Annotated in this window: 18 protein-coding genes; 8 read left to right on the plus strand and 10 right to left on the minus strand. The window is 72.0% G+C overall.

Features of this window, described 5'->3' with window-relative positions; all coding sequences use genetic code 11:
• Positions 1-66: 66 nt before the first annotated feature.
• The 3 genes from sufB to ABZ135_RS04640 all read right to left on the minus strand — a co-directional run bounded on the left by sufB (position 67) and on the right by ABZ135_RS04640 (position 3,123).
• On the minus strand, positions 67-1,482 hold the full coding sequence (gene sufB, locus ABZ135_RS04630; protein ID WP_352078648.1) for a Fe-S cluster assembly protein SufB: 1,416 nt from the start codon (positions 1,480-1,482) through the stop codon (positions 67-69).
• Positions 1,479-2,210 (minus strand): metalloregulator ArsR/SmtB family transcription factor, encoded by a 732-nt coding sequence (locus ABZ135_RS04635; RefSeq protein WP_356691728.1) that lies wholly within the window; start codon positions 2,208-2,210, stop codon positions 1,479-1,481. Before ABZ135_RS04635 ends, sufB begins: the two co-directional genes overlap by 4 nt.
• A gap of 103 nt (positions 2,211-2,313) precedes the next feature.
• Positions 2,314-3,123 (minus strand): DUF72 domain-containing protein, encoded by an 810-nt coding sequence (locus ABZ135_RS04640; protein ID WP_356691730.1) that lies wholly within the window; start codon positions 3,121-3,123, stop codon positions 2,314-2,316.
• 120 nt (positions 3,124-3,243) lie between these two features.
• Between ABZ135_RS04640 and ABZ135_RS04645 the strand changes: the two genes are divergently transcribed.
• The 3 genes from ABZ135_RS04645 to ABZ135_RS04655 all read left to right on the plus strand — a co-directional run bounded on the left by ABZ135_RS04645 (position 3,244) and on the right by ABZ135_RS04655 (position 6,010).
• Positions 3,244-4,179 carry an ABC transporter ATP-binding protein gene (locus ABZ135_RS04645; protein WP_356691732.1) on the plus strand — a complete coding sequence of 312 codons (936 nt, stop codon included), beginning with the start codon at positions 3,244-3,246 and terminating at the stop codon, positions 4,177-4,179.
• Entirely contained in the window at positions 4,176-4,940 is a 765-nt protein-coding gene (locus ABZ135_RS04650) for an ABC transporter permease (protein ID WP_356691734.1), read from the plus strand. Before ABZ135_RS04645 ends, ABZ135_RS04650 begins: the two co-directional genes overlap by 4 nt.
• Before the next feature lie 98 nt (positions 4,941-5,038).
• Entirely contained in the window at positions 5,039-6,010 is a 972-nt protein-coding gene (locus tag ABZ135_RS04655; RefSeq protein ID WP_356691736.1) for a COX15/CtaA family protein, read from the plus strand.
• Positions 6,011-6,120: 110 nt separating this feature from the next.
• On the opposite strand, the gene ABZ135_RS04660 is transcribed toward ABZ135_RS04655, so the two are convergent.
• The 3 genes from ABZ135_RS04660 to ABZ135_RS04670 all read right to left on the minus strand — a co-directional run bounded on the left by ABZ135_RS04660 (position 6,121) and on the right by ABZ135_RS04670 (position 8,750).
• Positions 6,121-7,200, minus strand: coding sequence for an amidohydrolase (locus ABZ135_RS04660; protein ID WP_356691738.1), 1,080 nt, complete (start codon positions 7,198-7,200; stop codon positions 6,121-6,123).
• 161 nt (positions 7,201-7,361) lie between these two features.
• Positions 7,362-7,709 carry a hypothetical protein gene (locus ABZ135_RS04665; RefSeq protein WP_356691740.1) on the minus strand — a complete coding sequence of 116 codons (348 nt, stop codon included), beginning with the start codon at positions 7,707-7,709 and terminating at the stop codon, positions 7,362-7,364.
• Positions 7,710-7,802: 93 nt separating this feature from the next.
• Entirely contained in the window at positions 7,803-8,750 is a 948-nt protein-coding gene (locus ABZ135_RS04670) for a heme o synthase (protein ID WP_356691742.1), read from the minus strand.
• Positions 8,751-9,096: 346 nt separating this feature from the next.
• On the opposite strand from ABZ135_RS04670, the gene tkt reads away from it, so the two are divergent.
• The 5 genes from tkt to pgl are packed head-to-tail and all read left to right on the plus strand — an operon-like array spanning position 9,097 to position 15,727.
• The gene (gene tkt / locus ABZ135_RS04675) at positions 9,097-11,184 is read left to right on the plus strand and encodes a transketolase (protein ID WP_356691744.1); all 2,088 of its coding nucleotides are present in this window, start codon (positions 9,097-9,099) and stop codon (positions 11,182-11,184) included.
• Positions 11,185-11,216: 32 nt separating this feature from the next.
• Positions 11,217-12,335 carry a transaldolase gene (gene tal, locus ABZ135_RS04680; RefSeq protein WP_356691746.1) on the plus strand — a complete coding sequence of 373 codons (1,119 nt, stop codon included), beginning with the start codon at positions 11,217-11,219 and terminating at the stop codon, positions 12,333-12,335.
• A gap of 4 nt (positions 12,336-12,339) precedes the next feature.
• On the plus strand, positions 12,340-13,872 hold the full coding sequence (gene zwf / locus ABZ135_RS04685) for a glucose-6-phosphate dehydrogenase (RefSeq protein ID WP_356691748.1): 1,533 nt from the start codon (positions 12,340-12,342) through the stop codon (positions 13,870-13,872).
• Complete coding sequence (opcA, locus tag ABZ135_RS04690) at positions 13,869-14,948, plus strand: glucose-6-phosphate dehydrogenase assembly protein OpcA (protein ID WP_356691750.1); 1,080 nt, start codon at positions 13,869-13,871, stop codon at positions 14,946-14,948. The genes zwf and opcA overlap by 4 nt, the downstream gene beginning before the upstream one ends.
• Positions 14,945-15,727, plus strand: a complete 783-nt coding sequence (gene pgl, locus ABZ135_RS04695) for a 6-phosphogluconolactonase (protein ID WP_356691752.1) — start codon at positions 14,945-14,947, stop codon at positions 15,725-15,727. Before opcA ends, pgl begins: the two co-directional genes overlap by 4 nt.
• Before the next feature lie 45 nt (positions 15,728-15,772).
• On the opposite strand, the gene ABZ135_RS04700 is transcribed toward pgl, so the two are convergent.
• From ABZ135_RS04700 to ABZ135_RS04715, 4 genes are all read right to left on the minus strand, one after another.
• Positions 15,773-17,278: a PH domain-containing protein gene (locus ABZ135_RS04700; protein WP_356691754.1), complete on the minus strand. Its 1,506-nt coding sequence runs from the start codon at positions 17,276-17,278 to the stop codon at positions 15,773-15,775.
• Positions 17,275-17,775, minus strand: a complete 501-nt coding sequence (locus tag ABZ135_RS04705; protein WP_356691756.1) for a PH domain-containing protein — start codon at positions 17,773-17,775, stop codon at positions 17,275-17,277. The genes ABZ135_RS04700 and ABZ135_RS04705 overlap by 4 nt, the downstream gene beginning before the upstream one ends.
• Positions 17,776-17,780: 5 nt before the next feature.
• Positions 17,781-19,460 (minus strand): glucose-6-phosphate isomerase, encoded by a 1,680-nt coding sequence (gene pgi, locus ABZ135_RS04710; RefSeq protein ID WP_356691758.1) that lies wholly within the window; start codon positions 19,458-19,460, stop codon positions 17,781-17,783.
• Between the two features lie 91 nt (positions 19,461-19,551).
• On the minus strand, positions 19,552-20,316 hold the full coding sequence (locus tag ABZ135_RS04715) for an SIS domain-containing protein (protein WP_356691760.1): 765 nt from the start codon (positions 20,314-20,316) through the stop codon (positions 19,552-19,554).
• Positions 20,317-20,375: the final 59 nt, after the last annotated feature.

The following is a 20,375-nucleotide window of genomic DNA, read 5'->3' on the forward strand; positions in this document are numbered from 1 at the left end:
GGCTGTCGTGTTGCTCTCTTCCTACGTAACTACGCAAAGACCGGGGGTGTGGACGGCGGGGCGGCGTCAGCCGACCGCGCCCTCCATCTGCAGCTCGATCAGCCGGTTGAGCTCCAGCGCGTACTCCATCGGCAGTTCCTTGGCGATGGGCTCGACGAAGCCGCGGACGATCATGGCCATCGCCTCGAACTCGGTGAGGCCGCGGCTCATCAGGTAGAAGAGCTGGTCCTCGGAGACCTTGGAGACGGTGGCCTCGTGGCCCATGGAGACGTCGTCCTCGCGGACGTCCACGTAGGGGTACGTGTCCGAGCGGGAGATCGTGTCGACGAGCAGCGCGTCGCACAGCACGTTGGACTTGGAGCCCGGGGCGCCCTCGCCGATCTCGATGAGACCGCGGTAGGAGGTACGGCCGCCGCCTCGCGCCACCGACTTGGAGACGATGTTGGAGGAGGTGTTCGGGGCCATGTGGACCATCTTGGCGCCGGCGTCCTGGTGCTGGCCCTCGCCCGCGAAGGCGATGGACAGGGTCTCGCCCTTGGCGTGCTCGCCCATGAGGTAGACGGCCGGGTACTTCATGGTGACCTTGGAGCCGATGTTGCCGTCGACCCACTCCATGGTGGCGCCCTCGTAGGCGACGGCGCGCTTGGTCACCAGGTTGTAGACGTTGTTCGACCAGTTCTGGATGGTCGTGTAGCGGCAGCGGCCGCCCTTCTTGACGATGATCTCCACCACGGCGCTGTGCAGCGAGTCCGAGGAGTAGATCGGGGCGGTGCAGCCCTCGACGTAGTGGACGTAGGCGTCCTCGTCGACGATGATCAGCGTCCGCTCGAACTGGCCCATGTTCTCCGTGTTGATACGGAAGTACGCCTGGAGCGGGATCTCGACGTGCACGCCCTTCGGCACGTAGATGAAGGAGCCGCCGGACCACACGGCCGTGTTCAGCGAGGCGAACTTGTTGTCGCCGACCGGGATGACGGTGCCGAAGTACTCCTTGAAGAGCTCCTCGTGCTCCTTCAGCGCGGTGTCGGTGTCGACGAAGATGACGCCCTGCTCCTCCAGGTCCTCGCGGATCTGGTGGTAGACGACCTCGGACTCGTACTGGGCGGCGACACCGGCGACGAGGCGCTGCTTCTCCGCCTCCGGGATGCCGAGCTTGTCGTACGTGTTCTTGATGTCCTCCGGCAGGTCCTCCCAGGACTCGGCCTGCTTCTCGGTGGACCGCACGAAGTACTTGATGTTGTCGAAGTCGATGCCCGACAGGTCGGAGCCCCAGGTCGGCATGGGCTTCTTGTCGAAGAGCCGCAGACCCTTCAGCCGCAGCTTCAGCATCCACTCGGGCTCGTTCTTCTTCGCGGAGATGTCGCGGACGACGTCCTCGGAGAGGCCGCGCTTGGCGGCGGCACCGGCCGCGTCGGAGTCGGCCCAGCCGTACTCGTACCGACCCAGGCCCTCGAGCTCGGGGTGGCTGATCTCGGTGGTCATGCGGGGTTCCTCCCGGCCGTACTTGCGGATGCTGTGGATGGAGTGGTCTGTGGTGGGGTGCCGTGCGGGATGAACGTCGTGCAGACGCCGTCACCATGGGCGATGGTGGCCAGGCGCTGGACGTGGGTCCCGAGGAGGCGGGAGAAGATCTCCGTCTCCGCCTCGCACAACTGGGGGTACTGCTCGGCGACGTGGGCGACCGGGCAGTGGTGCTGGCAGAGCTGCTCGCCGACCGGCGCGTTCCGCGCGGTGGCAGCGTACCCGTCGGCGGTCAGTGCCCTGGCCAGGGCCTCGGTGCGCCGGTCGGGGTCGGCCGACTCGATCGCCTCGCGGTACGCCTCGGCCTGGGCCTCGATCCGGTCGCGGGCGAAGGCGGCGACGGCCGCCTCTCCCCCGGCGTTCCGCTCGATCCAGCGCAGCGCTTCCACGGCGAGGGTGTCGTACGACTGGTCGAAGGCGTCCCGGCCGCAGTCGGTCAGCGCGAAGACCTTGGCGGGGCGGCCCCGGGTGCGGGCGCCGTAGACCCGCTTCTCGCGCGCCTCCACGACGTTCTCCGTGACCAACGCGTCGAGATGCCGGCGGACGGCGGCCTGGGTGAGGCCGAGCCGCTGGGCCAGATCGGCGACGGTCGAGGGCCCGTGGTCCAGGATGGACCGCGCGACCCGGTTGCGCGTGGATCGCTCACCGGTCGCGAGTTCCTCCGTGGGAGCCTCACCGACGTTTTTCACAACGCCATTGTTGCGTAATTAATCAGGCACTGACAAGCGCGGTCCGGGCGCGGGGCGGTGCGGTACGTCACGCAGGTAAGCCTTACCTGACCTGCGGAAACGATCATTCGTAGGACGAATGCCGACGGCCCTGACCAGCGGTTTCGGCCCCTCCGCCGTCGGGCCCTGGCACCTTCGCCGTCCTCCCGCACGCCTCCATCAGGCCAAGGAAAGTCTCCGCGTTCCGTACCGCCGCGCCGCCCGGGTCGTTGTTGAAGAAGACGTAGACGTCCTGCCGCTCCGGCCAGGTCCCGGCCAGCCGCCGCGCCCAGGTCGCCAGCGCCTGCCGGCCGTACGAGGGGTGGGGCCGCGCCCGGCCCTCGTGCAGGCGCAGATAGCCCCAGTCCGCCGTCCGCCACAGCGGCGTCACCGGCCGCCCGCCCCGGTCCGCCCAGCACAGCGTCGCGCCCCGCGCCGCCAGCACCGCCGCCGTCTCCTCCGTCCACCAGGACACGTGCCGCGGCTCCACCGCCACCCGCGTCCCCGCCGGGAAGCGGGCGAGCACCGCGTCCAGCAGCGCCGTGTCCGCGCGCAGCGTGGGCGGCAACTGGAGCAGCACCGGCCCCAGCCGCTCGCCCAGCGCCTCGGCGCGCCCCATGAGCCGCGCCACCGGCTCCTCCGGCTCCTTGAGCCGTTTGATGTGGGTCAGATAGCGGCTCGCCTTCACCGCCATGACGAAGCCGTCCGGGGTCCGCTCCCGCCACTCGGCGAAGGTGTGGCGCTCGGGCAGCCGGTAGAAGGCGTTGTTGTTCTCGACGGCGGCGAACCGGCGCGCGTACTCCTCCAGCCAGCGGCGCTGCGGCACGCCCTCCGGGTACAGCACGCCCCGCCAGTCCCGGTACTGCCACCCCGACGTGCCGACGAAGACGGTCATACGGGGCCACTGCCCCGACCGGGGCGCGCTCATCCGGCACGGGCCGGGCACCGACGGATCCGGTGGCCCCGCCCGGGGCCGCGGTCCAGGCGTTTCCGGCGGGTCCTTAGACTTCCCGGCATGCGAAACGACTCCGTCGAGTCCGTGGTCCGGGTCCGGGGCCTGGTCAAGCGGTACGGGACGAAGACCGCCGTCCGGGGCCTCGACCTGGACGTCCGGGCGGGCACCGTCACCGCCGTCCTCGGACCCAACGGGGCCGGCAAGACCACCACCATCGAGAGCTGCGAGGGCTACCGGCGCCCCGACGCCGGCACCGTACGCGTCCTCGGCCTCGACCCGGTCGCCGACGCCGCCGCGCTGCGGCCCCGCATCGGCGTGATGCTCCAGTCCGGCGGCGTCTACTCCGGCGCCCGCGCCGACGAGATGCTCCGCCACATGGCGAAGCTGCACGCCCACCCCCTCGACGTGGACGCCCTGATCGAGCGCCTCGGCCTCGGCTCCTGCGGGCGCACCGCCTACCGGCGCCTCTCCGGCGGCCAGCAGCAGCGGCTCTCCCTCGCCATGGCCGTCGTCGGCCGCCCCGAGCTGGTCTTCCTCGACGAGCCGACCGCCGGGCTCGACCCGCAGGCCCGCCGCGCCACCTGGGACCTGGTCCGCGAGCTGCGCGCCGACGGCGTGACGGCCGTGCTGACCACCCACCTCATGAACGAGGCGGAGGAGCTCGCCGACGACGTCGCCATCATCGACGCCGGCCGGGTCGTCGCCCAGGGCAGCCCCGAGGAGCTGTGCCGCGGCGGCGCCGAGAACACCCTGCGTTTCACCGGCCGCCCCGGCCTCGACCTCGGCTCGCTCCTGAAGGCCCTCCCGGACGGCACCGCCGCGGCCGAATCCCTCCCCGGCACCTATCTGATCACCGGCGAGGTGGGCCCCCAGTTGCTCGCCACCGTCACGAGCTGGTGCGCCCAGCACGGCGTGATGCCCGACCGCATCGCGGTCGAGCGCCACACCCTGGAGGACGTCTTCATGGAGCTGACCGGCAAGGAGCTGCGCGGATGAGCACGGGCACGTACGCACCGAAGCCGGGGGCCGCACCCGTCGGACGGATGATCGCCGCGCAGACCGCGCTGGAGACCCGGATGCTGCTGCGCAACGGCGAGCAGCTCCTCCTCACGGTGATCATCCCCTCCCTCCTCCTCGTGCTCTTCTCGACGGTCGACATCGTCGACACGGGCGCGGACAAGGCCGTCGACTTCCTCGCCCCGGGCGTCCTCGCGCTCGCGGTGATGTCCACCGCCTTCACCGGCCAGGCGATCGCGACCGGCTTCGAGCGCCGTTACGGGGTGCTCAAGCGCCTCGGCGCCTCACCGCTGCCGCGCTGGGCCCTGATGACCGCCAAGACGCTGTCGGTGCTGGTCACCGAGGTGCTCCAGGTGGTGCTGCTCACGGTGATCGCGCTGGCGCTCGGCTGGTCGCCGCACGGCGACCCGTTCTCCGTGCTCGCCCTCCTGGTGCTCGGCACCGCCGCGTTCTCGGGGCTCGGGCTGCTCATGGCCGGCACCCTGAAGGCGGAGGCGACGCTGGCCGCCGCGAACCTGGTGTTCCTGCTGCTGCTCGTGGGCGGCGGGGTGATGGTGCCGCTGGAGAAGTTCGGCGCGGCGGGCGAGGTGCTGGCGTTCCTGCCGATCTCCGCGCTCTCCGACGGCCTGCGCGACGTCCTCCAGGGCGGCGCCGGGATGCCGTGGGGCGACGCGCTGGTCCTGGCCGGGTGGGCCGTCCTGGGGCTCGGCGCGGCGGCGCGGTTCTTCCGCTGGGAGTGACGCTCCGCGTAGCCGTACGGTGACGGTTCGAGGCCGTTTCGAGGCGACTCGCCCCGTAACCACCCCCTCGTGAAAGCGTGCACAAGCCCCGTCCTACGATGGGGCCCGTGCAGACCCCCCTCGCCTTCATCGCCCAGCGCTGGACCCCGTCCCCCCGGACGCTCCGGCGCGCCGCGCTCTCCGCCGTCGTGATGAGCGTGGTGATCATCGTGACCGGTGGCGCGGTCCGGCTGACCGGCTCAGGTCTCGGCTGCGACACCTGGCCCAAGTGCACGGACGACAGCCTGATCGCCACGGCCGAGCAGGGCATCCACGGTGTCATCGAGTTCGGCAACCGGATGCTCACGTACGTCCTGTCGGCGGCCGTCGGCTGGGCGATCATCGCCGCGCGCTCCGCGAAGCCGCGGCGGCGCGGGCTGACCCGGCTCGGCTGGGCCCAGTTCTGGATCGTGATGAGCAACGCCGTCCTCGGCGGCATCACCGTGTGGATGGGCCTCAACCCGTGGACGGTGGCCGGCCACTTCCTCGCCGCGAACGCGCTCCTGACGGTGGCGGTGATCACCTGGCACCGCACCGGCGAGGGCGACTCCACGCCGCGGCCGCGCGTCCCGGGCCCGGTGCGCAAGCTGTCCTGGGCGATCGTCCTGGTCTCCGCGCTGCTGATCGCGCTGGGTACGACGGTGACCGGCGCCGGCAAGCACGCGGGCGACAGCAGCGACGTGCCGCGCATGCCGTGGGACTGGACCGCCGCGGCCCATCTGCACGCCATCGCCGCGTGGGTGGTCTGCGCCCTGGCGCTCGCCATGTGGCTGGTCCTGCGCGTGGTGGACGCCCCCGACGACACCCGGGCCCGCGCCCGCGACCTGCTGATCGTGCTGGTCTGCCAAGGAGCACTGGGGTACATCCAGTACTTCACGGGGGTGCCGGAGCTCCTGGTGGGCGCCCACATGCTCGGCTCCTCGCTGATGTGGATCGCGGTGCTGCGCCTGGCGCTGAGCCTGCGCGAGCGGCCTCACAGCACGGCCCCGCTGCCCGCTCAAGCGCAGCAAGGGACGCTGTCGGCGGCCTGAGAGCCGCACGCCGCGGGGAGCAACTCGCGCAAGGGGCCGTCGGATACATCCAGTAGGGACCATCCCCGCTGGCGTGCAGCACGTCGACCAACGACGGCAGCGGCCGGAAGTCACGCCAGCCGGTAGACCCGCCGCGCGTTGCCCGCCGCCAGGAGCTCGGCGACGCGCTGCGCGTCCGTGCGGGACCAGGCGCCGTCGCCGACCCATTCGGCGAGGACGCGGGCGAGCGCGCCCCGGAAGACGCTGGCGGCCACCACGTGCAGCTCGGGCAGGCCGCGGGCACCGCTGGAGAAGAGCAGCTTGCCGAACGGGGCCAGCTCCAGGAACTCGGCGAGGACGGCCGCCGCGCGGGCGCCGGTGCGGGCGACGACCGGGCCGAGGTCGGCGTAGACGTGGGGGAAGTGCCCGGCGAGCCGCGCCGCCTGGCGGTGGTACGGGTAGCCGTGCAGCAGCACCAGGTCGGCGCCGAGCCCGCCCGTCGCGGCGGCGAAGCCGGCCAGCGCGGCCGGGTCTCGCTCGCCGACGTGCAACTGGAGCGGCCGGCCGGCGCCCACCGCGATCCACAGCAGGTGGCGCAGGAGCACGGGGTCGTCGACCGCCCCGCCGGCCGTGCGCCGGGCCAGCCAGCGCCCCGCCGCGCCACGTACCTCGCCGGGCCCGGGCGGCTCGGGGACGGCCGCGAGACCGCCCCGGACGCCCGCCACGGAGGTGAAGGCGACGGCCCCCTCGGCGGCGCCGTGCACGGCCTCCGTGAGGTTGGCCAGGAAGGCGTCGACGGTGCCGGAGGTGTCGGCGACCTGCTGGGCGAGCGGCTCCAGGCGGACGATCTCGTGCGCGGCGGCGTCGCCGGTGGCGGCGAGTTCGGCCGGTCCGGTCAGATCGCCGGGCAGGCCGGTGTCGACGAGATAGGTGGCGATCCCCGAGGCGCGCAGCAGGCGCCGGCCCGATTCGAGGACGCCGAGTTCACGGCGCCGGGCGAGGTAGCGGGCGGGCGGGCAGTGCGGTTCGAGGCCGAGGAGCGGCGGGCACCAGCGGCGTACGGCGAAGCCGGCCTGGGTGTCGAAGAAGGTGGTGCCGGCCGCCGGGAGGGCGGCCGTCGGGGCGAGGTGCGTCTCGAAGGTGCCGAGGCCGAGCTCCGTACGGAGCACCCCGTGGCAGTACTGGTCCACCAGGCTCGGAGTGTCGATCATTCGGGGGGCTCCCACGTCGCGGACGGGCTTCCACCCCTCCTAACGGGTGAACCCCGCGCGAGGTTGTCGCCTCACGGCGCGCGACCGCACCGGCCGCGCGCACCCGCCCCGCACCCGCCCCGCACCGGCGCGCAGGCGCTCCGCACCGGTGCGGCGGAACCTCAGGCGTTGGCGGGGCCGCCCACCTGGATGCCCGCCATGCGGGTCCACTCGTACGGACCGGTGACGACCTTGGCGGCGAAGTCGCCGTCGAACTCCTCGTGGAGCGTGAGACCGGCCTTCTCGGCGGCCGCCTCCGCGATCGCGTAGGTCGGGGCCACCAGGTCGCCCCAGCCGCCGTCCTCGCCGACGAGGACGATCCGGGTGCCGGCCTGGCCGATGTGGGCGAGCTGGCCCTCGGCGCCGCCGTGCTGCGCGGCGAACGCCTTGATCTCCCGGGCCAGCTTGGCCGCCTTGCGCTCCGCGCCCTTGGTGCCCGTCTGCTGGTCCGCCTGCTTCGTGTCTGCCATGGCAAGGATGCTACTGCCGGGTAGATCGACTGGCGACGGCCGGGGCACGTGGCGTGGGCCACGCGCCCCGGCCGTCGACCGGAACCGTCGGGGTCAGCGCAGGAACGGGTCCACCGCGACCGCCACGAAGAGCAGCGAGACGTAGGTGATGGACCAGTGGAACAGGCGCATCTCCTTGAGCTTCGCGCCCGTCGCCTCCGCCTTGGCGCGGTTCAGCAGCCCGTGCGCCTCCCAGAGCCACCAGCCGCCGGTGAGCAGCGCCACCGTCGTGTAGAACCAGCCGGTGTAGCCGAGCGGGGTGAGCAGCAGCGAGACCGCCACCATCACCCAGCTATAGATCACGATCTGCCGGGCGACGACCTTGTTGGAGGCGAGGACGGGGAGCATGGGGACGCCCACCCGCGCGTAGTCCTCCTTCACCTTCATCGACAGCGGCCAGTAGTGCGGCGGCGTCCAGAAGAAGATGACGAGGAAGAGGATGACGGCGGCCCAGGACATCGAGTTCGTGACGGCGGACCAGCCGATGAGCACCGGAAGGCAGCCGGCGATGCCGCCCCAGACGATGTTCTGGGTGGTGCGCCGCTTCAGGAGCATCGTGTAGACGACGACGTAGAAGAGCAGCGCGCCGAGCGACAGCCAGGCGGACAGCCAGTTGACGAGCAGGCCGAACCAGACGGTGGAGACCACCGCGAGGGTGAGGCCGAAGACCAGGCCCTCGCGCGGCGACACCATGCCGGTGACCAGGGGCCGCTGCGAGGTGCGGTCCATGAGCGCGTCGATGTCGCGGTCGATGTACATGTTCAGCGCGTTGGCGCCGCCCGCGGACAGGTAGCCGCCGACGCAGGTGGCCAGTACCAGCCACAGGTCGGGCACGCCCTGCTCGGCGAGGAACATCACCGGAACGGTGGTGATGAGCAGCAGCTCGATGATCCGCGGCTTGGTCAGCGCCACGAATGCCTTGACGCGGGCCCCGAACGGCCGATGGCCCCCCGGGCTGGGAGTCAAGACGACCCCGGCGGGTCGGGACTCGACGGCCGTCACGCACACCCCTGACAGAGAAATCCCAGCAAGCTCCCCGCGTGAAGAGGGGATGAAACTTGCGCGTACCACGCCACTGTAGACGTTGCCCATACACCGATCTTCGCGGGGGTGGGTCGTGTTGGAGGCGGCGCACGCGGGGTGCGTCCCAAGGGGTGGACACGCCGCGCCTCCGCCCGCGCCCGGCTCGGGAGGCGAACTCCCGCGGCCACCGGCAGTCTTTGGAAGTAAGCGCTCATATGAGGGGCATGGACACGAAAAGAGGGGCGAATTCCGGGGGTAGGCTCGACATCGCCGGGACACCCTCAGTCACCGGCTCAAGACATGCGGAGAGGAGCCCTGACCCAGGGTGAGCACTAAGCCGACGACCACAGACCTCGAGTGGACCGAACTGGACCAGCGGGCCGTGGACACCGCCCGCATCCTGGCCGCCGACGCCGTACAGAAGGTCGGCAACGGCCATCCCGGCACCGCGATGAGCCTGGCGCCCGCCGCGTACACCCTCTTCCAGAAGGTGATGCGCCACGACCCCGCCGACCCGGAGTGGGTGGGCCGCGACCGGTTCGTCCTCTCCGCCGGGCACTCGTCCCTGACCCTGTACACCCAGCTCTACCTGGGCGGCTTCGGGCTGGAGCTCGACGACCTGAAGTCGTTCCGCACCTGGGGCTCGAAGACCCCGGGCCACCCGGAGTACGGCCACACGGCGGGCGTGGAGACCACGACCGGTCCGCTGGGCCAGGGTGTCGCCAACGCCGTGGGCATGGCGATGGCCGCCCGCTACGAGCGCGGTCTGTTCGACCCGGAGGCCCCGCAGGGCACCTCTCCCTTCGATCACCGGATCTACGTGATCGCCGGTGACGGCTGCCTCCAGGAGGGCATCTCCGCCGAGGCGTCCTCGCTCGCCGGGCACCAGAAGCTCGGCAACCTGATCATGCTGTGGGACGACAACCACATCTCGATCGAGGGCGACACCGAGACGGCCGTCTCCGAGGACACGGTCAAGCGTTACGAGGCGTACGGCTGGCACGTCCAGCGCGTGGAGCCGCAGGCGAACGGCGACCTGGACCCGGCTGCCCTGTACGCGGCGATCAAGGCCGCCGAGGCCGAGACCGAGCGCCCGTCGTTCATCGCGATGCGCTCGATCATCGCCTGGCCGGCGCCGAACGCCCAGAACACCGAGGCCGCGCACGGCTCGGCGCTCGGCGACGAGGAGGTCGCGGCCACCAAGCGCGTCCTGGGCTTCGCCCCGGAGAAGACCTTCGAGGTCTCCGACGAGGTCATCGCGCACACCCGCGCGCTCGGCGACCGCGGCCGCGAGGCCCGCGCCGAGTGGGAGAAGTCGCTGGCCGAGTGGCGCACCGCCAACCCGGAGCGCGCGGCCGAGTTCGACCGCATCCAGGCGAACGAGCTGCCGGCCGGCTGGGCCGGGAAGATCCCGGTCTTCGAGGCGGGCAAGAGCGTGGCGACGCGTGCCGCGTCCGGCAAGGTGCTGCAGGCGCTCGGTTCGGTGATCCCGGAGCTGTGGGGCGGCTCGGCCGACCTCGCCGGCTCGAACAACACCACGATCGACAAGACGTCCTCCTTCCTCCCGGAGGGCAACCCGCTGCCCGAGGCGGACCCGTACGGCCGGACGATCCACTTCGGCATCCGCGAGCACTCCATGGCCGCGGAGATGAACGGCATCGCCCTGCACGGCAACACCCGGGTCTACGGCGGCACGTTCCTGGTCTTCTCCGACTACATGCGCAACGCCGTGCGCCTGTCCGCGCTGATGCACCTGCCGGTGACGTACGTGTGGACGCACGACTCGATCGGTCTCGGCGAGGACGGCCCGACCCACCAGCCGGTGGAGCACCTGGCCTCGCTGCGCGCGATCCCGGGTCTGAACATCGTCCGCCCGGCCGACGCCAACGAGACGGCGATCGCCTGGCGCGAGATCATGCGGCGGCACACCAAGGTCTTCGGCAAGGGCACCCCGCACGGTCTGGCCCTGACCCGCCAGGGCGTGCCGACCTACGCGCCGAACGAGGACGCGGCCAAGGGCGGCTACGTGCTGTTCGACGCCGACGGCGGCGAGCCGCAGGTCGTGCTGATCGCGACCGGCTCCGAGGTGCACCTGGCCGTCGAGGCCCGGGAGCAGCTCCAGGCCGCCGGTGTCCCCACCCGTGTGGTGTCGATGCCGTCGGTGGAGTGGTTCGAGGAGCAGGACCGGGCGTACAAGGACGCCGTCCTGCCGCCGTCGGTGAAGGCGCGTGTCGCGGTCGAGGCGGGTATCGGCCTGACCTGGCACCAGTACGTCGGCGACGCCGGCCGGATCGTGTCGCTGGAGCACTTCGGTGCCTCGGCCGACGCCAAGGTCCTGTTCCGCGAGTTCGGCTTCACGCCGGAGGCGATCGTCGCCGCGGCCCGGGAATCTCTCGACGCCGCCGCGCGCTGACGTCCATAGATACGACTTTTGGAGAACCTCTCATGACAGACGCTCTCAAGCGCCTCTCCGACGAAGGCGTCGCGATCTGGCTGGACGACCTGTCGCGTCAGCGGATCACGTCCGGAAACCTGGCCGAGCTCATCGACCAGAGCCATGTGGTGGGTGTGACCACCAACCCGTCCATCTTCCAGAAGGCGATCTCCGAGGGGCACGGCTACGACCAGCAGCTCGCCGACCTCGCCGCCCGCAAGGTGACGGTGGACGAGGCCATCCGCATGATCACGACGGCTGACGTGAGGGACGCCGCCGACATCCTGCGGCCCGTCTTCGACGCCACGCAGGGCCAGGACGGCCGGGTGTCCATCGAGGTCGACCCCCGTCTGGCCCACGACACGGCGGCCACCATCGCCGAGGCCAAGCAGTTGGCCTGGCTGGTGGACCGTCCCAACACCCTCATCAAGATCCCGGCCACCCGGGCGGGTCTGCCGGCGATCACCGAGGTCATCGGCCTCGGCATCAGCGTCAACGTCACGCTGATCTTCTCGCTGGAGCGCTACCGCGCGGTCATGGACGCCTACCTGGCCGGTCTGGAGAAGGCCCGCGAGCGCGGCCTGGACCTGTCGAAGATCCACTCCGTGGCGTCCTTCTTCGTGTCCCGCGTGGACACCGAGATCGACAAGCGCCTGGACGCGATCGGCACCGACGAGGCCAAGGGCCTCAAGGGCAAGTCGGCCCTGGCCAACGCGCGTCTGGCCTACCAGGCGTACGAGGAGGTCTTCGGCTCGGAGCGCTGGGCCGCCCTCGACAAGGCGCAGGCCAACAAGCAGCGTCCGCTGTGGGCCTCGACCGGTGTGAAGGACCCGGCGTACAAGGACACCCTGTACGTGGTGGACCTGGTCGCCCCGGGCACCGTCAACACCATGCCGGAGGCGACCCTGGAGGCCACCGCCGACCACGGCGAGGTCACCGGCGACACCATCCGCGGCACGTACGACGCGTCCCGCGCCGTGCTCGACGCGGTCGCCGCGCTGGGCATCTCGTACGACGATGTCGTCCAGGTCCTGGAGGACGAGGGCGTCGACAAGTTCGAGGCGTCCTGGAACGACCTGCTCAAGTCGACCGAGGCGGAGCTGCAGCGCCTCGCACCTTCGGAGGCGTAACACCTTGAGCGCAGTCACCGGAGCCAACCCGCTCCGTGACGCCGCAGACCGACGGCTCCCGCGCATCGCGGGGCCGTCGGGTCTGGTGATCTTCGGTGTCACGGGTGACCTGTCCCGTAAGAAGCTGATGCCGGCCGTCTACGACCTCGCGAACCGTGGTCTGCTGCCGCCGGGCTTCTCGCTGATCGGCTTCGCCCGGCGCGAGTGGCAGGACGAGGACTTCGCCCAGGAGGTCCACGACGCCGTCAAGCAGCACGCCCGCACCCCGTTCCGCGAGGAGGTGTGGCAGCAGCTCATCCAGGGGATGCGCTTCGTCCAGGGCGACTTCGACGACGACGACGCCTTCGAGCAGCTCAAGTCCACCATCGAGGAGCTGGACAAGGCGCAGGGCACCGGCGGCAACTTCGCCTTCTACCTGTCCGTGCCGCCGAAGTTCTTCCCGCTGGTCGTGCAGCAGCTCAAGAAGCACGGTCTGGCCGACCAGAAGAACGGCTCCTGGCGCCGCGCGGTCATCGAGAAGCCCTTCGGGCACGACCTGGCCTCCGCCAAGGAGCTCAACGAGGTCGTCCACGAGGTCTTCCCGCCCGACGCGGTCTTCCGCATCGACCACTACCTCGGCAAGGAGACCGTCCAGAACATCCTGGCGCTCCGCTTCGCCAACACCCTCTTCGAGCCGATCTGGAACCGGTCGTACGTCGACCACGTGCAGATCACCATGGCCGAGGACATCGGCATCGGCGGCCGCGCCGGCTACTACGACGGCATCGGCGCCGCCCGTGACGTCATCCAGAACCACCTGCTCCAACTGCTCGCGCTGACCGCGATGGAGGAGCCGGCCTCCTTCGACGCCGACGCGCTCGCGGCGGAGAAGACCAAGGTGCTCGGCGCGGTGAAGCTGCCGAAGGACCTGGCCGAGTCCACCGTCCGGGCGCAGTACGCGGCCGGGTGGCAGGGCGGCGAGAAGGCCGTCGGCTACCTCGAGGAAGAGGGCATCGACCCGCAGTCGAAGACCGACACCTACGCGGCGATCAAGCTGGAGATCGACAACCGCCGCTGGGCGGGCGTCCCCTTCTACCTGCGCACCGGCAAGCGGCTGGGCCGCCGGGTCACCGAGATCGCGGTGGTCTTCCAGCGCGCCCCGCACTCCCCCTTCGACCACACGGCGACCGAGGAGCTCGGCCGCAACGCCATCGTGATCCGCGTCCAGCCGGACGAGGGCGTCACGGTGCGGTTCGGTTCGAAGGTGCCGGGCACGCAGATGGAGATCCGGGACGTCTCGATGGACTTCGCCTACGGCGAGTCCTTCACCGAGTCCAGCCCCGAGGCGTACGAGCGGCTCATCCTCGACGTCCTGCTCGGCGACTCCAACCTCTTCCCGCGGGTCGAGGAGGTCGAGCTGTCCTGGAAGATCCTCGATCCGATCGAGCAGTTCTGGGACCGGCACGGCAAGCCCGCGCAGTACGAGGCCGGGACCTGGGGCCCGGTCGAGGCGGACGAGATGCTCGCACGAGACGGCAGGAGCTGGCGCCGGCCATGAAGACCGACCTGACGGACACCACGTCCTCCAAGATCAACAAGGCGCTGGTGCTCGGGCGGCGGGCCATCGGCACCCCGGCCGTCGGCATGGTCCTCACCCTCGTCATCGTCACCGACGAGGAGAACGCCTATGACGCGCTGAAGGCGGCCAACGAGGCGTCCCGCGAGCACCCCTCGCGGACCCTCGTCGTCATCAAGCGGGTCTCGCGCTCCCCGCGGGACCGCGCGCAGGCGCGGCTCGACGCCGAGGTCCGCCTCGGCGCCGACGCCAGCACCGGTGAGACGGTCGTGCTCCGGCTGTACGGCGACGTCGTGGACCACGCCCAGTCGGTGGTGCTGCCGCTGCTGCTGCCGGACGCGCCCGTCGTCGTCTGGTGGCCGGTGAACGCGCCGACCGACCCGGCGAACGACCCGCTGGGCGCCCTCGCCCAGCGCCGGGTGACCGACACGTACGCGGCCGAGCAGCCCATCCAGGAGCTGACCGCGCGCGCGGACGCGTACACCCCGGGCGACACGGACCTGTCGTGGACCCGGATCACCCCGTGGCGCTCGATGCTGGCCGCCGCGCTCGACCAGGTCGTGTGCGAGGTCACCTCGGCCGTGGTGGAGGGCGAGGAGTTCAACCCGAGCGTCGAGCTGCTCGCCATGTGGCTCGCGGACCGGCTGAAGATCCCGGTGCGCCGCTCCACGTCGGCGGGGCCCGGCCTCACCTCGGTGCGGATGGAGACCAACTGCGGTCCCATCGTGCTCGACCGGGCGGACGGCTCCCTCGCCACGCTCTCCATACAGGGCCAGCCGGACCGTGCCGTGGCGCTCAAGCGCCGCGAGACGGCCGAGCTGATCGCGGAGGAGCTGCGCCGGCTCGACCCGGACGACACCTACGCCTCGGCGCTGAAGTTCGGCCTGGAGCGCCTGGACGAGGAGGCGGCGACCACCGCCCCCGCGCCGGAGCCCGAGACCGAGACCGAGGCCCGGGCCGAGGCCGTGGAACCGGCTCCGGCCGAGGAGCCGGCCGAGGCCCCGGCCGCCAAGCCCGCCGGGAAGAAGGCCCCCGCCAGGAAGGCGGCGGCCAAGTGAGCACGCCTCAGCTCGTCGTCCACCGCGACAAGGAACTGATGGCCCAGGCCGCCGCGGCCCGGCTGATCACGAAGATCGTGGACGCCCAGACCTCCCGCGGCTCCGCCTCGGTGGTGCTCACCGGCGGCCGCAACGGCAACGGGCTGCTCGCGGCACTGCGCGCGGCGCCCGCCCGGGACGCGATCGACTGGTCGCGGCTCGACCTGTGGTGGGGTGACGAGCGGTTCCTGCCCGAGGGCGACCCGGAGCGCAATGTCACCCAGGCCCGCGAGGCGCTGCTGGACGGCGTCCCGCTGGACCCGGCGCGGGTGCACGCGATGCCGGCCTCCGACGGTCCCCACGGCGCCGACGCGGACGCCGCGGCCGCGGCCTACGCGGCCGAGCTCGCGGCGGCCGCCGGTCCCGGCGACCACCACGGGGTGCCGACCTTCGACGTGCTGATGCTGGGCGTCGGCCCGGACACGCACGTGGCCTCGCTCTTCCCGGAGCTCCCCGCGGTCCGCGAGACCGAGCGGACGGTGGTGGGCGTGCACGGCGCGCCGAAGCCGCCGCCGACCCGGATCTCGCTGACGCTGCCGGCGATCCGGGCCGCGAAGGAGGTCTGGCTGCTCGCGGCCGGCGAGGACAAGGCGAAGGCCGCGGCCATCGCGCTGTCCGGCGCGGGCGAGGTGCAGGCCCCCGCGGCCGGTGCCCACGGCCTCTCCCGCACGCTCTGGCTGCTCGACGCGGCCGCCGCGTCCGAGTTGCCGCGGGACCTGTATCCGCAGCCCACGGCCTGAGGAATCGTCAGACGGCGGCCTGAGGCATCGTCACCGGGGCCCCGCTCACCGATCGGTGGGCGGGGCCTTCGTGTGCTCCAGGAAGGGCTCCAGCAGCCCGGGGACGGCCTCGGCCGCGAAGGCCAGCCCCTGTCCCTCGCCGGCGTCGAGGATGTCGTACGCGCCCTCCCCGGCCGCCGTCGTCGCGCTCAGCGTCAGCACTCCGGCGCGCCGCTGGAACCAGGACTGCTTGACGGTCCAGCCGATGACCCCGGACCGCTGCAGGGCGACCGTGGAGCGGCGGACCGTGCCGGAACGGGTCACCAGGTAGGCGCCGCTGACGCCGTGTCCGAGGTTGCGGTAGGCGTCGAGGGCGAGGACCACACCGGCCGGTACGAGGACGACGGCGGTCCCGGCCGCCACGTACAGCAGCACGGGAGTGAGCAGGACGCCGAGCACGGCGAGGACGGCGGCCGGGCCGAGCGCGGTCCACAGCGCCCAGCGCAGCCGCCGGGTGCGGGCGGCCGGGGGGTGCGCGGCGAGCGGCGCCCCGGTGGGCGGTTCCGGCTCGCGCAGCACCTGGGCGGCGACCCGGTCGGCGACGGCGCGGGGCGCGGGCGGCAGCAGGTTCTTGAGGTCGGCGTGCTTGTCGTCGTCGTTCTGGGCGAGTCCGGTGGCGACGGCGTCGACGCGGGCGGCGCGGACCATCCGTACGCCGAGGGGTTCGACGAGCTCGATGCCGCGCAGCCGCCGCTCCTCCAGGGAGACCGAACGGGCCGTCAGCAGCCCCCGGCGCACCCTGAGGGTGCCGCCCGCCTCGCGTTCCAGGCGGTAGTTCGCCCACATCTCGATCCACAGGCCGAGGGCGCCGATCACGCCGACGAGGGTGGCGAGGAGGGCCAGGTCGACGATCGTCCAGACCAGGGAGACGTCCTGGAAGCGGTCTCCTATCCAGTGGAGGACCGTGTCCTGGACGCCGAACCAGTCGCTGACCTGCAGGACGGCCCCGGCGGCCGCGCCGCCGAGGAGCGGGGCGACGAAGGAGAGGGGGGCGTAGCGGATCCAGCGGGGATCCAGGGCGGCGAGGACGCCGTCGTGGCCGGGGTCGCCGGTGGCGGCCCGGGCCAGCAGGGTGCGGCGGAGCCGTTCGCCCTCGGCGCGGGTGACCAGGTCGAGTTCGAGGGTGGAGTCGCCGCCGGCGTGCTCGCCGGTGCCGATGCGCACCTTGACCAGGCCGAGGAGCCGTTCGAGGGGGTTGGCGGTGAGGTCGACGCTGCGGATGCGCTCGCGGGCCAGGGAGCGGCGGGTGACGACGAGGAGTCCGGTGTGGAGGTCGACCCGCTCGGGGCCGATCCGGTAGCGGGTGCGGCGCAGCCGGACCCAGTCGGCGGCGCTGCCGCCGCCGACGAGCAGCACGGCCCCGGCGAGCACCCAGGCGACGGCCTGCCAGAGCGGCCGGGATCCCGCGAGGGTCAGCGTGGCGGGCAGTGCGGCGCCGCCGGCGACGCCGCACAGGACGGCCGCTCCGGCGAGGAGGGTGCGGGGCGCGAGCCGCCGCCACTCCTCGCTCATGTGGCGTCCCCGGGGGTGCCCTGCGTGATCGCGGTGAGCCGTTCGGCGAGGCCGGCGGCGAGCTCGTGGTCGAGCCCCTCGATCCGCAGGGCGCCCTTGGAGGAGGCCGTGGTGACGGTGACGGTCGCGAGCCGGAACATCTGCTCCAGCGGGCCCCGTACGGTGTCGACGGTCTGGATCCGGGACATGGGGGCGATCCGCCATTCCTGCCAGAGGGCGCCGGTACGGACGTAGACGGCGTCCTCGGTGACCTCCCAGCGGTGCACCCGGAACCACCAGGCGGGGAGGGTCGCGGCGGCCACGAGCCCGAGGACGGCCACGGCCCCGCCGGCGGCCGACAGCCAGACCCTGGCCGGCCCGATGAGGATCCCGAGCACCACCAGGACCGCCGCCGGCAGGGCGGCGGCCACGAGGACCTGCGTCCGCCACCAGGCGACGGCCCGCCCGTCGACGGCGTTCCTCGGCGGGCGCAGCCGTACCGCGTCCTCCCCCGTCACGTCGGTCAGCTCCGGCCGCGCAGCGCGCGGTAGGCGGAGACGAGTCCGGCGGTCGAGGAGTCGAGCCGCTCGCCGCCCTCGCCCTCTCCCTGGCCCTGACCCCGGCCCTCGGTCAGCACGGGCTCGATCCTCTTGGCGAGCACCTTGCCGAGCTCGACACCCCACTGGTCGAAGGAGTCGATGTTCCACACGGCGCCCTGGACGAAGACCTTGTGCTCGTACAGGGCGACGAGCTGGCCGAGCACGGACGGGGTCAGCGCGTCGGCGAGGATGGTCGTGGTGGGGTGGTTGCCCTGGAAGGTCTTGTGCGGGACGAGCTCCTCGGGGACGCCCTCGGCCCGTACCTCCTCGGGCGTCTTGCCGAAGGCGAGTGCCTGCGTCTGGGCGAAGAAGTTGGCCATCAGCAGGTCGTGCTGGGCGACCAGACCGGGCGGCAGGTCCTCGACGGGCCGGGCGAAGCCGATGAAATCGGCCGGGATGACCTTGGTGCCCTGGTGGATCAACTGGTAGTAGGCGTGCTGGCCGTTGGTGCCCGGGGTGCCCCAGACCACGGGTCCGGTCTGCCAGTCCACGGGCTGCCCGTCGCGGGTCACGGACTTGCCGTTGGACTCCATGTCAAGCTGCTGGAGGTAGGCGGTGAACTTCGACAGGTAGTGCGAGTACGGCAGCACGGCGTGCGACTGGGCGTCGAAGAACGCGCCGTACCAGACGCCGAGGAGGCCGAGCAGCAGCGGCGCGTTCTCCTCGGGCGGGGCGGTGCGGAAGTGCTCGTCGACGAGGTGGAAGCCGTCGAGCATCTCGCGGAAGCGCTCCGGGCCGATGGCGATCATCAGGGAGAGGCCGATGGCGGAGTCGTACGAGTAGCGGCCGCCGACCCAGTCCCAGAACTCGAACATGTTCGCCGTGTCGATGCCGAAGTCCTCGACCTTCTCGGCGTTGGTCGACAGGGCCACGAAGTGCTGGGCGACGGCGTCCTGGCCGGCCCGCAGCTCGGTGAGGAGCCAGTTCCGGGCGGAGGTGGCGTTGGTGATGGTCTCGATCGTCGTGAAGGTCTTGGAGGCGACGATGAAGAGGGTCTCCGCCGCGTCGAGGTCGCGGACGGCCTCGTGGAGGTCGGCGCCGTCGACGTTGGAGACGAAGCGGAACGTCAGATCCCGCTGGGTGTAGGCGCGCAGGACCTCGTAGGCCATGGCGGGGCCCAGGTCGGAGCCGCCGATGCCGATGTTGACGATGTTCTTGATCGGCTTGCCGGTGTGTCCGGTCCAGTCGCCGGCCCGGACCTTGTCGGCGAAAGCGGCCATCCGGTCGAGGACGGCGTGCACCTCAGGGACGACGTTCACGCCGTCGACCTCGATCACCGCGTCGCGCGGGGCGCGCAGCGCGGTGTGCAGGACGGCCCGGTCCTCGGTGTTGTTGATCTTCTCGCCGCGGAACATGGCGTCGCGCAGCCCGGCGACGCCGGTGGCGGCGGCCAGGTCGCGCAGGAGGGCCAGGGTCTCGTCGGTCACCAGGTGCTTGGAGTAGTCCAGATACAGGTCGCCGACGCGCAGCGTGTACCGGGTGCCGCGCTCGGGGTCGGCGGCGAACAGGTCGCGCAGGTGGGTGTCGCCCACCTGCTCGCGGTGCTTGCCGAGGGCCGCCCACTCGGGCAGCCGGTTGAGCCTCGTGCGGCCTGTGCTGGTCATCTCGACATCGCCCATTTCTTCGTCGTGCTCCCTGTCCTGCGTCGGTGCCCCGCTGCCCCTCCAACCTAATTGATCCGGTGTACGAAAGCGGTCAGTGCCCGCCACGGTGCAGCCGTCCCGCGTAGCGGGCCTCGAGGAGGGCGTTGCGCTCGTGGCCGCCGGGGAGGTTGGCGGAGACGTACACGGGCGGCTCGATGCCTTCGGCCAGCAGGAGGGCGACGGCCTCGGCGACGACCATCTGGACGAGCAGGGAGGAGGTGAGGGTCGAGATCCCGCACAGGGCGCCGCCGTCGGGCATCGGCAGGACGGCGTCGCCGGCGGGCGCGCCGTTGTCGAGGACGGCGTCGGCGAGGTCGGCGAGCCGCTTGCCGCTCGCGTGCAGCGCGGGCACGGCGTGGGTGTGCTCCAGGGAGGTGAGGGCGATCAGCGGGTGCCCGGCGGCGGTGACCTTGAGCGCGAGGTCGACGACGGCGTTGTTGACGCCGGAGTTGGAGATGATCACGAACAGGTCCTGGGGCCGCGGGGTGGCCAGCGCGTAGAGCCGGTCGGCGAGGCCGGGCGAGCGTTCCAGGAGCGGATCGCGCAGGATCGCCGGGTCCTCCCCGCCGCGCAGGACGAGGTCGGCGAGGGCGATCCGGCTGGTCGGCACCAGCCCCCCGGCCCGCCCGGCGATCTCGAGCGCGGCGGCCTGCGAGTGCCCGGTCCCGAAGGCGTGCACCACCCCGTCGGCGGCCACGCAGTCGGCGACGAGCCGCGCGGCCCGGGCGACCCCGTCCTTGTTCCCGGTGACGACCCGGTCGACGGCGGCCCGGGCGTGATCGACGAACCGGGCGGCACTCGGCGGGAATTGCTCCATGACGACGTCTCCTTCGGTTGACCGAACCGGGTACGAGCGAAGCGACCGGCTCAATGAAC

Source organism: Streptomyces sp. NPDC006339 (assembly GCF_040612775.1).
Lineage (GTDB): Bacteria > Actinomycetota > Actinomycetes > Streptomycetales > Streptomycetaceae > Streptomyces.

Bases quoted from the DNA above. Each gene is read 5' to 3' on its own strand.
- sufB (WP_352078648.1), bottom strand. From the start codon at position 1,482: ATGACCACCGAGATCAGCCACCCCGAGCTCGAGGGCCTGGGTCGGTAC.
- ABZ135_RS04650 (WP_356691734.1), top strand. From the start codon at position 4,176: ATGAGCACGGGCACGTACGCACCGAAGCCGGGGGCCGCACCCGTCGGA.
- ABZ135_RS04715 (WP_356691760.1), bottom strand. From the start codon at position 20,316: ATGGAGCAATTCCCGCCGAGTGCCGCCCGGTTCGTCGATCACGCCCGG.
- tal (WP_356691746.1), top strand. From the start codon at position 11,217: ATGACAGACGCTCTCAAGCGCCTCTCCGACGAAGGCGTCGCGATCTGG.
- ABZ135_RS04640 (WP_356691730.1), bottom strand. From the start codon at position 3,123: ATGACCGTCTTCGTCGGCACGTCGGGGTGGCAGTACCGGGACTGGCGG.
- ABZ135_RS04660 (WP_356691738.1), bottom strand. From the start codon at position 7,200: ATGATCGACACTCCGAGCCTGGTGGACCAGTACTGCCACGGGGTGCTC.
- pgi (WP_356691758.1), bottom strand. From the start codon at position 19,460: ATGACCAGCACAGGCCGCACGAGGCTCAACCGGCTGCCCGAGTGGGCG.
- opcA (WP_356691750.1), top strand. From the start codon at position 13,869: ATGAAGACCGACCTGACGGACACCACGTCCTCCAAGATCAACAAGGCG.
- ABZ135_RS04645 (WP_356691732.1), top strand. From the start codon at position 3,244: ATGCGAAACGACTCCGTCGAGTCCGTGGTCCGGGTCCGGGGCCTGGTC.
- ABZ135_RS04665 (WP_356691740.1), bottom strand. From the start codon at position 7,709: ATGGCAGACACGAAGCAGGCGGACCAGCAGACGGGCACCAAGGGCGCG.
- ABZ135_RS04700 (WP_356691754.1), bottom strand. From the start codon at position 17,278: ATGAGCGAGGAGTGGCGGCGGCTCGCGCCCCGCACCCTCCTCGCCGGA.
- ABZ135_RS04655 (WP_356691736.1), top strand. From the start codon at position 5,039: ATGGGGCCCGTGCAGACCCCCCTCGCCTTCATCGCCCAGCGCTGGACC.